Annotated in this window: 9 protein-coding genes and 1 tRNA gene; 5 read left to right on the top strand and 5 right to left on the bottom strand. The window is 51.4% G+C overall.

All coding sequences use genetic code 11. The annotated features are described in order from the left end of the window. Window positions 1-16 precede the first annotated feature (16 nt). Genes X474_RS22935 through X474_RS22925 form a run of 3 tightly spaced genes read right to left on the bottom strand, consistent with a single transcriptional unit; the run spans window position 17 to window position 2,608 of the window. Complete coding sequence (locus tag X474_RS22935; RefSeq protein ID WP_044352312.1) at window positions 17-541, bottom strand: anti-sigma factor family protein; 525 nt, start codon at window positions 539-541, stop codon at window positions 17-19. Next, window positions 538-1,188, bottom strand: coding sequence for an RNA polymerase sigma factor (locus tag X474_RS22930; RefSeq protein WP_044352311.1), 651 nt, complete (start codon window positions 1,186-1,188; stop codon window positions 538-540). The genes X474_RS22935 and X474_RS22930 overlap by 4 nt, the downstream gene beginning before the upstream one ends. A 31-nt stretch (window positions 1,189-1,219) precedes the next feature. Beyond that, entirely contained in the window at window positions 1,220-2,608 is a 1,389-nt protein-coding gene (locus tag X474_RS22925; RefSeq protein ID WP_044352310.1) for a peptidase MA family metallohydrolase, read from the bottom strand. 320 nt (window positions 2,609-2,928) lie between these two features. On the opposite strand from X474_RS22925, the gene X474_RS22920 reads away from it, so the two are divergent. From X474_RS22920 to X474_RS22900, 5 genes are read left to right on the top strand one after another with little or no spacing between them, the layout of a single operon-like run. Next, window positions 2,929-3,522, top strand: coding sequence for an FhaA domain-containing protein (locus X474_RS22920; protein ID WP_052515541.1), 594 nt, complete (start codon window positions 2,929-2,931; stop codon window positions 3,520-3,522). A 4-nt stretch (window positions 3,523-3,526) separates the two neighbouring features. Next, a complete protein-coding gene (locus tag X474_RS22915; RefSeq protein ID WP_052515540.1) occupies window positions 3,527-5,050 on the top strand; it encodes an FtsW/RodA/SpoVE family cell cycle protein in 1,524 nt (507 codons plus the stop codon). Continuing rightward, window positions 5,034-6,788: a peptidoglycan D,D-transpeptidase FtsI family protein gene (locus X474_RS22910; protein WP_044352308.1), complete on the top strand. Its 1,755-nt coding sequence runs from the start codon at window positions 5,034-5,036 to the stop codon at window positions 6,786-6,788. Before X474_RS22915 ends, X474_RS22910 begins: the two co-directional genes overlap by 17 nt. A 2-nt stretch (window positions 6,789-6,790) precedes the next feature. Beyond that, window positions 6,791-7,159: an FhaA domain-containing protein gene (locus X474_RS22905; RefSeq protein ID WP_044352307.1), complete on the top strand. Its 369-nt coding sequence runs from the start codon at window positions 6,791-6,793 to the stop codon at window positions 7,157-7,159. Between the two features lies 1 nt (window position 7,160). Next, window positions 7,161-8,900: a serine/threonine-protein kinase gene (locus X474_RS22900; RefSeq protein WP_052515539.1), complete on the top strand. Its 1,740-nt coding sequence runs from the start codon at window positions 7,161-7,163 to the stop codon at window positions 8,898-8,900. A 355-nt stretch (window positions 8,901-9,255) separates the two neighbouring features. Here the strand turns inward: X474_RS22900 and X474_RS22895 are convergent. Further along, window positions 9,256-9,330 (bottom strand) — tRNA-Thr (locus X474_RS22895). Between the two features lie 187 nt (window positions 9,331-9,517). Then, on the bottom strand, window positions 9,518-13,093 hold the full coding sequence (locus tag X474_RS22890; RefSeq protein WP_052515538.1) for a response regulator: 3,576 nt from the start codon (window positions 13,091-13,093) through the stop codon (window positions 9,518-9,520). Window positions 13,094-13,153: the final 60 nt, after the last annotated feature.

Below are 13,153 nucleotides of genomic sequence, written 5' to 3'. Positions count from 1 at the left end.
TTAGGTGGAACGACTCTCAATTCTTTTCATCCTTTTCATCCCGGCCCGGCTCATCCTCTTTATCCTCCACATTGGTGGCATCGTCACGAATCGCCGGGGCGGCATCCGGTTGTTCCTCACCTGAAAGGATCGAGTCGCTTAACCGTTCCACTGCCTCCTTGCCCAGGCCGGTAAGGGCGCTCAGACTCTTTTTCAAGCGGGCGGAGACTGTTTCATCCTCTTGTTGAGAAAGCCCCTTTTTTAGCCGAGACGGCAGTTCAGGGACAATCTCCTCCGGTAAAAGGCTAAAAGCCTCCTCTTCCGCCAAATCAGGATCAATCAGGGCATCAAACTCCCGGCCCCGTTCCTTTGGATCGGGAAAAGCCGCTTGCATCTTTTGTGCAACCTGGTCGATAACCATGAGGGTTCTTCGCAAGTATTTTAGCTCCTCGCGGCACCGTGGGCACTCGGCAATGTGCGCTCGCGCCTCTTCCTGGGTTTGAGGGGTGGTCACGCCTTCCAAAAAGGCCAAAAGATCTGGATGGATGACTTGGTCTGTCATTGGCTGGACCTCTTTTCCAACAGTCCTATGAATTCCGGCAGGCTTCCCAACCGGTCCAGGCACCTTTTTATCTGCACGGAAACAGTTTTATGGGGCCTGCCTAAAATACCCGCTATTTCCTTATGGTCTTTAACCAGCCCCATTTTGTATCTGATGAATTGGGGCATGATCCCCCTGCAATATTCAGGCAGCCTGTTTATCTGCTCCATCAGGCGGGCCAGTAGCTGGCGGGCCGCAACCTGGCTTTCGGGCAAAGACCCTGGGGCCGGGATCATCTGCCCCAGACCGACGCCTTGTCCTTCATCGCCAAACACCGGTTTCTCCAGGGAGGTTTCGGCCCGAGTCTTGCGGAACCGGTGAATATTCTGGGTTTCATTGAAAACCATGCGTCCCACATACCCCAAAAAGGCTTTAGGGTCCTCTATCTTTTCTATATTGCCTTTAAGCAGATTAAGGCAGACCACCTGGGCCACGTCTTCAGCCTCTTCCCCGGGCAGTTTGAATGAGGCCTTTTTACGGCACCAGCTAAAAAGCAGTCGCCAGGCTTTTTCATCCCTGTTCAGGCAAAGCTTGTACAGGTTGGCGGCATCAATCCCAACCCCGCTTTGGGGAGTATTTTCCTTTTTTCTTGTGCTAGTGACGGGCAAGGGACACCATTTCTTTCCTTGTTTGTAAAATTCAAGACAACCAGGCTATCCAGGCCTGCTCCAGGGAAGACGAATCCATTTCATAACAGGCCAATACCCGGTCCGGATCAGGATGCTTACTGAAACCGGCCAAAAGCCCCCGGATCCCTTCCCAGCCAAGCCTTTGCTCAAGGTATTCCACCAGACTGTGGGATTGGGCATAGGCCAGGTCCACCAGCTTGGGGTGTTTAAGCAGGGCAAAATCCCGTTCAAGCAACTCAAGGGGCAACAAGGCATCCTGATCCCGGGCCTGCTTTAGCAAGTGCAGATCAGCGGGGTTTAAGTTTTGCGACAAAAACTGGGCCAGGCCCTCATCCAACCAGGCCGGACAGGAGCCTTTGCCGAGCCGGTCCACAGCCAGATGAATGTATTCATGGGCCAGGGCAACATAGAGGAAATTCGGATCCGGGGAATGAAGTTTGGCGGCCAACAGATGGATCTTACCGTTATAAAAACCTGCCGCCCGTTTGGAGCCGTTATTTGGAGAACATAAATTTTCTTCAATAACCACAGATACATCATCCGGTGAATAACCCAACACCTCATTGATTCTTTTGGCAATCCGGGTAAGCGCGGCGTAGGCGTTCGACACCATGGCCTCATGAAGCCCGGTCTGAAAGTAAAAACCAAAAGGGCCGCTTTGAAAAAATGCGGGTTTATTGGCCACACCCTGGGTTTGACCGTCTTTTATGGCAGCCAGGCGGCCCAGTTTGGCAAAAACCCGTTTTTTACTCTCAATGCGGGTCTCAGCCTTTTGGGCCTTTTGAAATTCGGGCTTTATCTCTAAAGCCCTGCGCAAAAATTCTTCAGCCGAATCCAGACGTCCGTTTTGCTCAGCCAGCAAGGCTTTGAGATACAGGTTGTTCGGGTCATGGGGGGCCAGAAGCCAGGCCTTTTCTATTTCAATGGCAGCTTTTTGGATATCCCCCCTTTGAATCAGCAGTCTGACCAATGCCTGGTGTGAATGGGGGTCTTTGGGCGAGGCTGTTGTCCAGGCCTTAGCCAATTTCAAAAGGGAATCAGGCTCTGATTTGGTTTGGTAAAGCCTGAACATGGCGGCGATCTCGTCTTCGGGAGCCAATGCCAACTCCACTTGGGCAAAACGCAAGCTGAAACCTGCGATAAGAACCGTATCCTTTGAGTTCAACTCCGTCTGCTCTATGGCCTTTCCGTTCAGGTAAGTGCGGTTTTTGCTGCCCAGATCACGAAGCACCAAACCGGTTTCCCCAGGCTCGACCTGGGCGTGAAGGGCGGAAACACAACTATCGGCGAGTTGCAGCGCGCAACCGGGGCTTCGCCCTACTAAAAGCGGTTCAAACGGGTATACCGCCCAGTCAGGAGGCCCCAGACTGGGCCATATGCCTACTCTGATCAAATACATGAATATCCCCCCAGGATAATAGCTTTATATCATTCCCTGGCGGGTTTATCCAAGAGAACACAAAAAAAGAAATAAAAGGCCGGGTTAAGTCAAACAGCAGGCAACTTGAACATACCTTCTTTAAAAAAGCTCAAAAAACTTTTCACAGGCTTTTGGCAAAGCCGAAATCAATTATCAACCTCCAGTTTTTAAAGGCAAAACTCCCCTTTAAAAACCGTTGGCAGACCCTGGTCAGGCCAACAGTTTTATCAGTGGGAAAGAAAAGGTTCTTGGTTTGCGTCCTAAAAATAGAAGCAAAAACCAACATACCGGGAAAAAAAATGCCAACTCCCCAAAAAATATCCCGTCTGCTTATAAAGGCCCTTAAAAGGGATGCCCTACAGCTCGTGCAAAGGGTCCTTGCCCCCAGGGTCTTTACAGTACACCTGTCAAAGCCCTTTATGACCAGATGGGAGATCCTTATCCCTCAATTGGAAAAGGAATTGGCCGACCATATCTGCGGCACAGCCAAAAAGAGCGGTCTTTATGAGATTTCGGGAACTATTGAAGTGCACCTGGTTTTGAACCGGGAGCTGAAACCCGGGAAATGCCTTATTGAGACTTCCTTTGCAGGCTGTCAATCCCCAAAGGCCGCTCTGGTGACCCTGGAAGGGCTGGAAAAGGAGCTGAGCTATCCTTTGATAAGCCCTGTCACTGTTATCGGCAGGGGCCGGGTTGATTTGCCTCTGCCCCCTGAAAAAACCTTTATCTCCCGCCGTCACGCCCGCATTCGCATGGAGCAAAGAAGATTTGTCATAAGCGATATGCAAAGCAGGCTCGGCACCTTTGTAAACGGCCGCCGAATAGACGAAATACAGCTAGTCCCCGGCGACCTCATATCCATTGGCGATGTGGTCTTCAGTTTCAGAGGTTAAGGCAATGCAAAGGATAGAAAACAAGAAACCTTATTATAAAGACATCCCGGCCTTGGCAGGCACAAGCCTTTTCCATGCCGCATATCTGGCTGGGGGATATCTGCTTTTATCAGGTCTTTGGCAGCTTAAGCAGGGGGCTTCTTACGGCCTGCCCCTGAACCAGGCCCTGGTCTTTTTCTTGTGGAGTCTGGTTATCAGGCTTGGCCTAGCGGTAGGCAACAGAACCAATAACAACAGCCTTTCCCTTTGGCTGGTTTTACTCATAGCCGCGACCAGCCAAGGATTGGCCTGGTTGGGGCTCTCTTCACGAGGGGTAATTGAAACTTCATGGCCCGGCGCCCTCAAGACATTCACCCCCTTTTTGGTCGCACTCGGCCTGACCCTGGCGGGCCTGGCCTTATTGCGCCTTAAAAAACTCAATTTGGACCGGGTGATCCTTACGGCCATCCTGGGCCTTTACGCCCTGGGGCTCACCATGCTGCAAAGGGTGGGAACCGAATACAGCGGCCAGGGCAGCCGGGAAATCCTGACCGCCCTGGCAGAGCGCCATGTTGTCTGGTTCGGTGCGGGCCTGGCGGCCATGCTGGCCACGGCTTATTGGGGCAGCCGTTCCCGGCTGATCCGCCTGAGCCGCAAGAAATTCCTTTTACCGGTGAGCGCAGCCGTTCTTTTGATCATCACCTGGCTGGCAGGCCCGGAGATAAATGGAAGGCGGCTATGGCTTTCCCTGGGTCTTTTCAGCATGCAGACCGTGGAACCGGCCAAATTCATGGTTGTGCTCTTCACTGCCTTTTACTTTGCCCACGAATACCCTTTTTTAACCAGGGGCTCCGGCGGCCCCGGCTTTGAACGCTTTATCCAGGCCGCAGGCCCTTTCAGCATCATGCTGGGGTTGCCGCTGTTGGCCCTGGTTGTGCAAAAAGATTTTGGGCCGGTCATGCTCTTGACCGGATTCTTTTTGATCATGCTCTATCTGGCCACAGGGGCCCGCTCTTATCCCCTTGTCTGTCTGTTGATCATCCTGGCCCTGGGCTGGGTCTGTTATCACTGCCAAATTCCCAAGATGCTCTTTGTACGGGTGGAAAACTGGCTGGCCCCGTTTGAAACCAGCGAACAATTAAGCAGGGGGCTATGGAGCATCGCAAGCGGTGGAATTTGGGGAACAGGCTGGGGAACAGGCCAGCCGCACACAGTTCCTCTGGCCTATTCAGACTATGTCTTTGCCGCCTTTTCCGAAGAAATGGGTTTTGCAGGCATGGCCGGGGTATTGGGCTTGATCTGCATCCTGGTCTGTCGGGGCATGTACATAGCTTCTCAGGCAAAAGACATTCAATCCAAGCTCATTGCCGCAGGCATCACGGTGATGATCACCCTACAGGCCTTTTTGGTCATGGGCGGTGTCACAGGGCTGATTCCCCTGGCCGGGCTCACCCTGCCCTTTGTGTCTTACGGCGGCTCTTCCCTGATAGTCAACCTGACCATGGCAGGGCTTTTAATGCGGGTGGCGGCAGATGAAAAAATTTCCTGAACATAGAACATACTTTACCGCCCTGATCCTTTTGGCGGCCCTTGTGTCCATAGGCGCGCGCCTTTATTGGCTGCAGGTGGAAAACCGTGGAAAAATCCTTAAAAGCAGTTATGTGGACCAGGACACCTTGCGGCTTTTAAACCGGCTGAAGGAAAAAGGCGTACTCAAACCGAGCCGGGACGGCAAGGTGCGGATCGATCAAAACGCCTTAAACACCCTGGTTGAAAACAACATTAAAAGGCAAAGGATCAAGCGTATCGCAGCCCGGGCCCGCCTTTATCCGGGACAAAAGGAATTTGACTACAGGTTGGTGCGGGTCTTGGCTCCGGGAAAAAGGAACACAAGCCAAAAACTGCTCAAGGGGCGCATATTGGACCGCAAGGGCCTAACCCTGGCGGAGACAAAAATCACAGGCCGTACAGGCTCCAGAACACGCCATTATCCAATGGGAGCTGTGTCCGAGCAGGTGTTGGGGTTCAGCCATCCGGTCTATGGTTCGCACGGCCTGGAGGCCGCCCTCTCACCGATTCTGAACTCCCCGGACCCATCCAAGCCGCCGATGCACCTGGTAAAGGGCCAAAAACCACTTCCCCGGGGCGTGGACGCCTATCTCACCCTGGATGCAGACCTGCAACAAAAGGCCGCGGAGATATTCGGTTCAAACAAGGGAGCAGCCGTAATCCTCAACACCAGAACCGGGGCTGTTTTAGCTGCCGTGGGCGCTCCGGCCTTTGATTCCAACAGTAAAGACCATGATGCCTGGTTTGAAGCCAGAACAAAAGACCGCGGGGCCAAGCTCAGGAGCAGGGCCTGGGAAAAATTATATCCTCCAGGCTCCACCTTTAAGCTGGTCACAGCTGCGGCCTGGCTGGAAGAACACAAGCAAGAAAAGAAACAGTATCCCAGGATTTATTGCACAGGCTTTGATAAAAAACTGAATATCTCCGATATCAGCGCCCATGGCCGCACTGACATGAAGCGGGCCATTGTCAAATCCTGCAATATCTATTTCGCCCGCCTGGGTTTTGAGCTGGGACCCAAGGTGCGGGAAATGGCCGAAAGGTTCGGATTTAACCGGCAGTTGGATCTGATCCCCCAGCTCGGCACCATTTCGCTCCCCGCTCAGCCCGGCCTGGCCTATGCCCAATATGAATATGTGACCCAAAACCAGGAATCAAAAAAACAACGCATAAAAAGGCTGAAACTTTTCAATACCTTTGAGCGGGACCCCAAAATAGCCGCCCAATGCGCCATAGGCCAGAACCTGGTCAGCGCAACCCCATTACAGATGGCTATGGTGGCCGGGACCATTGCCAACGACGGTCTTTTGATGCCTCCCCACTTGGTTATGGGAATCGGCAATCCGCAAAATCCGGATGAGTTCGAGGCCTTGAATGCAGGCGTCGGTAAAAGGGTCATCAGCCCGCGATCGGCGCGCCAGCTCAGGCAAATGATGACAGAAGTGATGATAAGCGGCACCGGACGCACAGCGCCCCATATTCAGAAAAATCTGACAGAAATCAAAGTGGCAGGAAAAACCGGCACCGCCGAGACCGGCCGGGACAATGAGAAGCCCCATGCCTGGTTTATCGGCTTTGCACCGGCAGACAACCCCAGGGTGGCTGTTGCCTTGGTGAATGAAAACGGGGGGCTGGGCAGTAAATTCGCGGCTCCCCTGGCCGTGCGGATGCTGGCCGCCGCGCTTGAGGCGGAGATCAAGGAAGACAAGGAGAGATAACAGTGAACTACCCCACCCGCTTGGATCTTTTTTTAGGCGGTTTCATGGACAAGGTGTTCAGCCTGCGCAAACACTATCAACCCATTGACCTGGCCCGCATGCTTTTGAGGGAAGTGACGACCAACGAGCGCAAGACCCTTAAGCAAACCTTTGTCCCCAATATTCTGGTTGTTTTGCTGGCAGAGCCTGATATGGAAAGGCTGGAGCCCATTTACCGGGAGGTGGTAAACGACCTTAAGCAGACCACAGAAGAATTTATTGAGCGGCAGGAACTGAATATGACCGGCCCCTTAAGCCTGGCCATGCAGGCCTCGCCGGAACTGAAAAAAGGGCAGGTGCGCATAAAAACCAGCTTTACCAAAGGGGTTTGAAATGCAAAAGCTGGGCAAATACATTGACCTGGAAATAATAGGCCAAGGTTCATCGGCTGTGGTTTACAAGGGTTTTCACCCTGATCTCAAACTATTCAGGGCTCTTAAGGTATTTTCCCGAACGGATAAGGTCAGGAAGCGCAAGGCCCGGGAGGCGCTTTTCCAGGCCAATCTGGAGCACAGGGGCATAGTAAAGGCCCTTGATTTTGAAGAGGACCAGGGAACCTGCTTCATGGTGATGGAGTACGCGCCCTTTGGCACCTTGCGCAACCGGCTGAAAAAGGGAGCCCTTAGACCGGAGCAGGCTCTGGAAATTGCGTCTCAGATCGCAAGCGCCCTGGCTGCGGCGCATGATCATGGCATCTGGCATTTGGACTTAAAACCGGAGAACATTCTTTTCTTCACCCCGGAACAAATCAAGATCGCGGATTTTGGCCTGGCCCGGACAGAGGGAGTGGCGGACCAATGCCTTGGCGGTACACCCGCTTATATGGCTCCGGAACAAAAAAGGGGCCTGCCCTGTGCCGCAAGCGATCTCTGGGCCCTGGGGGCAATATTGTTTGAGATGCTCACAGGAGAAGTCTGCTTCCCTGATGAGCCGGGGGATCAGGCGGTGCTGGATCCTGGATCGCTGGCCCAAACGAAAGCAAACAGACTGGAACTCATCAGCCAGCGCTTCAGCCTTAATTTAAGCAAGATCATGGCCGGGCTTTTAGCGGCTGAACCTGGCAAACGCCTGGAATTCCTCAATGACCTGGCCAGGGAATTGGAACTTGAACAAGGCAGTAATAGACCAAGAGAAAATTCTGACCCGGAACAGCAGACCATGGAGTTCTCCGACCTCTGTGTCCAATGCGGTAAACCGGTCCTGCCGGGCAGGGAGCTTTGCCCAGCCTGCGCAGCCAGGCCTCAAGAAGAAGAATCCGAAGAAAAGGCCCCTTTACTGATTAACAGCAAACAGAAAGGACTAAAATTTTTACGGCCTGCCTGGATAGCCCCCTGTATCGGCGCTATGCTTGCCGTGTTGGCTGTGGCTTTCTTCTGGCAGCCGGGAACCGCCCCTGATCATGGGCTGGCCCAAGACTTGGAGCCTGTATTTGACAGCTTGCCTTTAGATGAGCCGGTTCAAACAGGCACAGAGGAGGTCAGACATGCCCAGATGGGGTCAGCGCAGGCACCCGGGGAAGATATAACTATCAGTAAACTTGATAAAAAACCCATTGCGAGCGCCTCGGCCACTTCCGCCAAACATGCTGATAAAAATACAACCAGGGTTTTAGACTCAAAAAAAAATATAAAAAATCAGTCAACCCGGGGCCTGGCAAAGGGAAAAAACAAGGCCAGTCGAATAACTGCCAATGCCTCAAAAACAAAGCCCATTGCCAGAACTGTCGCCAAACAGACCCAACTAAGTGACATACCGATAAAAAACGGAAAAAATAATAAAAAAAAGCTGAATCCCAAGTTAATACCTGCCCCAAAAAAGCCATCTGTCACAGCGACAACTCATATACCTCCCGGCACTGAAAAACACGAGCCTCTTACCAAGGAGGATCTTACCGGATTTTCTCCCAAATCATTGGGTAGCCAAAGAAACCTAGTACTCTTTCATCTGGAAAGACGAAACTACGCTCAGGCGCGCATAATTCTGCAGGCAATACTTAAGGCTAATCCTGATGACTTGGAGGCTTTGGGGACCATGGATTTACTGAAAATACTGATAAAAAATAAAGGGTCGTGACAATTTTAGTTTCTGTTCCTTGAAGATTTTGAACGGTAGTCTGTATAGGCTCGGACATAGAAAAGGCCAGGCAAGTGCAGAGAATCGACAGGCCCTAATGGCCAAAGACGATGCTCTCGCTGGACCAAGAGCTGCTTTGGGAGGGCACGCGAACACCCTGTTGACCCCCTAGGCGCCATATAAAGCTACCGGGTTAATTAATATCACTGGTGCCGATGGCGCGGGTGGGTGCGTTATACTTATGTTATCAATTAGGGCTCAAAAGAGCCCCAAAAGGACTAAAAAAAGGCCTTATCCAGGTTTTACTTAAAGATCCGGATAAGGCTTTAACACATTAAAAATGCGGTATATTTCATGGAGCCGGCGGTAGGATTTGAACCAACGGCCTGCTGATTACGAATCAGCTGCTCTACCCCTGAGCTACGCCGGCTGAAATTGTGAAAAGACTTCTATCATGAGGGGTTAAGGCCGTCAAGGCCATTTTAAAAAAGGCCTGAAAAAGGCATAAATCTACTGAAGTTGTATTTAGGCCACGCCAGAATCAGGTCATTCGCTCCCATAAGTACACAGCCCGGCAAGGGACTTCAAGACTAATCTATGCTAAGCAAGGGCAGCTTTCAAGCCAACATCTCTTTTATCTCCCTGCTCAAACGAACGGAGAAGGCCTTTAAGGTCTCAAAATCCTCGCCCATATGGTCCAGTTTTCCGTTTCTGGCCCTGTTTTCCATTTTAGCGCACAGGCCGGAGACGTCTCCCTTGTCAAAATAGCCTGTGGAACTTTTCAGGGCATGGGTATGCATGGCCAGGGCCTTGGCATCACCGGCCAGAACGTCGGCCTGAATATTATCCACGAGTTGGCCCAGATCCTCCAAGAACACCTTCATGCTCTCGATCATTAATTCCTCATCCCCGGCAAAACGTTCAACCAAATAATCTTTTTCCTGTAATATGGCTGATTCGATTGCCTGGGAAGTCGACTGGCCGGAATCCGGTGTAATATGGTTTTCCATTTTCTCAGGGATGAAGCCCGGGCGGGCAGGGGCAAAGTCTTCCAATACCTCAAAGAGCTCTTTCGGTTGAATAGGTTTGGTCACATACCCGTTCATACCGGCTTCAAGGCAGCGTTCTTTATCACCTTTCATGGCATGGGCCGTCATGGCTATAATCGGCAGTTCGGCTTTTTTCGGATCTTCTAATTCACGGATTGCCCTGGTGGCGGCCAAACCATCCATAACGGGCATCTGGATATCCATAAGGACCAAGTCATAATCCTTGTTCCGGACTGCCTCCAGCGCTTCCCGGCCATTCTCAGCCACCTCTGCCTGGTGCCCGAACCCTTCCAGGAATTTCAAGGCCACCTTTTGATTTACAATAGTATCCTCGGCCAAAAGAATATTAAGCATTTTTTGGCTCTTCATTTCGTTTAAACCCTTTTTGGGCTTACGGCTTGGTTTGGGTGTTTGCTTTTGACCGCTTAAGGCCCTGGAAATGATTTTTCTCAAATCTTCCGGTTTTGCCGGCTTAACCAGGCTGTCGCTTATTCCAAGATCTTTCAACCTTTGCCCCTTTTTCTCCAACCCGTCTGCGCTACTCAGGACAATCACAGGCAGATTCTCAAAAGCACCCTCCTGACGGACTTTTTCCACAAACTCGTAACCACTGATCTGGGGCATTTGGTTGTCTGTAAGCAGAAGACTGAAAGGGCGTCCTTCCTGATGGGCTCTACGCAGCAAGTTCAAGGCTTCGGCCGGTTCCTTGGCATCATGAGGCTTTACCCCCCAATGACTTAGATTCTCGTGCAAAATTTTAAGGTTCGTGGCATTGTCGTCCAGTATGAGCACCTCTACGCCGCCCAGGGCAACTTCCTTAAGCTCCTCACGGGTCGGCGCAGGTCCTTCCACAACCCTTAAATCTATCTCGCAAGTAAAAGTGCTGCCCTTACCCGGCTCACTCTCCACCCAGATCTGACCATGCATGAGCCTCACCAATTGGGAGGTGATGGCCAGGCCAAGGCCTGTGCCGCCGTATTTTCTGGTGACAGAGCCGTCCGCCTGTTCAAAAGCCTGAAAAATAGCCTCCTGGGCCTCCGGCTCAATGCCGATGCCCGTATCAGTCACGGAAAGCTTCAGGCGGGCAATATCATTATCCATACTGACCAGCCCCGCCTGCACGAGCAGCTCGCCTTCCTCGGTAAACTTCAAGGCATTATTTAAAAGGTTGATCACGATCTGGCGCAGGCGCCCCGGGTCTCCCTCAAGATGGTCCGGAGTGCCCGGCTCCACGGTAACCACCAGCTCCAGACCCTTTTCATGAGCCTTGGGGGCAATCAGTCTGGCCGCTTCAAATAAGGTGTCGTTAAGACCAAAGGGGATCTGCTCCAGTTCAAGCTTGCCCGCCTCTATTTTGGAAAAATCAAGAATATCGTTTATCACACTTAAAAGGGAGTGCGCCGAATTCTTGATGGTATTGGTATATTCAAGCTGATCTTCAGCCAACTCGGTATTGAGCAAAAGATCTGTCATGCCTATGACCCCGTTCATGGGGGTTCTTATCTCATGGCTCATATTAGCCAAGAACTGACCCTTTGAGATACTTGCGGCCACGGCCTCTTCTTTGGCCTCTTCCATCTGGATAATGGCCTCTGTAAGTTCCCAGGTCCTTTCATCCACCCTTTGTTCCAGCTCCTGATTAAGCTTTTTATATCGCTGCTCAGCCAGCTTGAGTCCGGTTATATCCTGAACGGTGCCTGTCACCTGGAATAAGCCCGGCTCAGGCTCATCCATTATCTCAGCCCGGAAATGCACCCAAACCGGCTCAGTATCCTTTTTGTGTTTCAGGCTGCATTCGAATTCATAAGGGTCGCGGGATTCAAACAATTGCTCAAGCCCGGCGAGCAGGTTTTCCAGGTCTTGATTCTCAATAACCGTTGCAAGGTTTGTCAATTTCTTTTTGAACCCGCCGCCGTATTCCGAGATTCCCAAAACATTGGCAGCGGCCTTAGATGTCCAAAGTTCCGCCTTCTCCAGTTCCGGCTGGTCCTGTTTTACCAGAAGCTCCCAATTACCGATATGAGCCACGGACTGGGCCCTGGTAAGGCGCGAACGGCTCTTGCGAAGGGCCTTTTCCGCCTCTTTCCGCTCTGTGATATCAGTGCCTATGCCAATGGTTTCGATGAGTTCTCCGTCCAGATCAATAAGCTCAAGAATGTCCCAGGAGATGATTCTTTCTTCACCCTGTTTACTGGTCAAGGTCATCTCATGGGCTTGAACCAGGCCGTTTGTGGCCAACCGGAAAAACAATTCCTCCACTTGGGAAAAATTATCGCCGGGATAGAGAATTCGCCAAAAATTATTCAACAGGAGTTCTTCTTTGGCATAACCGGTGAGCTTTTCACCGGCAGGGTTTATATGGGTGGTTTGACCGTCCTTATCCACCCCTACAATTATATTGGGGGTGGCCTTAATTATAGATGATGAATAGCCCCTTTCCGAGAGCAGGTCATATTCGGCGCTTTGGCGCTTTTTTGCGTTCTTGACTGCCTGAACAACAATTAAGGCCAACATAATAGTGGTGATAAAAGAGATAATGAGAGAAATGATAACAAAAGACCGGGTCAGAGCCGCGTTCTCCGCATGCATGTCATCCAGATAAACGCCGGTTCCAATGATCCAGTTCCAGGGTCTGAAAGGCCTTACATAGGAAACCTTAGGTAAATTTTTACTGGGATCGCCGGGCCAGGGCCAATGATAGGAAACAAAACCGCCTTTGGCGCTTTGCGCTTTGGCGACTATCTCCTTCATAAAGGCCTTACCCTTGGCATCCACCCGAAAAACCAGATTTTCACCTGTTATTTCAGGCAGTAGAGGATGCATTATCATAAGGCCTTTGCTGTCTGATATCCAGTAGTAACCGTTATGATTCACTCCATAGCGTATGGAGGCCAGTTGCTCAACTGCCCTGGACTGGGCTTCTGAACGCCCAAGCTTACCCTTTTTCACCAGTTGGTAATTATAATCCACTAGTTCGTAGGCAACGCGGGTTAGATCCCGGACCAATTTCTTATTTCTTTGCATAAGGCTTTGCTCAAAGGCGGGCAGCGCCAACCAAAAAATGGCCAACACAAAAAGCAGCACTGTTAAAAGTGAGGGAGCAACTATTCCCAGATATTGTCGATTACTCAGTGCTTTGAACAACAAAGCCTCCCTGATGGCTGCATGCCGTATTATGGGCGCGTCAAAATTATATTGGCAGGC

The organism is Dethiosulfatarculus sandiegensis, assembly GCF_000931935.2.
Classification (GTDB): domain Bacteria; phylum Desulfobacterota; class Desulfarculia; order Desulfarculales; family Desulfarculaceae; genus Dethiosulfatarculus; species Dethiosulfatarculus sandiegensis.
Note: the sequence above shows the minus strand (reverse complement) of the source record. Positions and strands in the feature narration are given on the sequence as shown.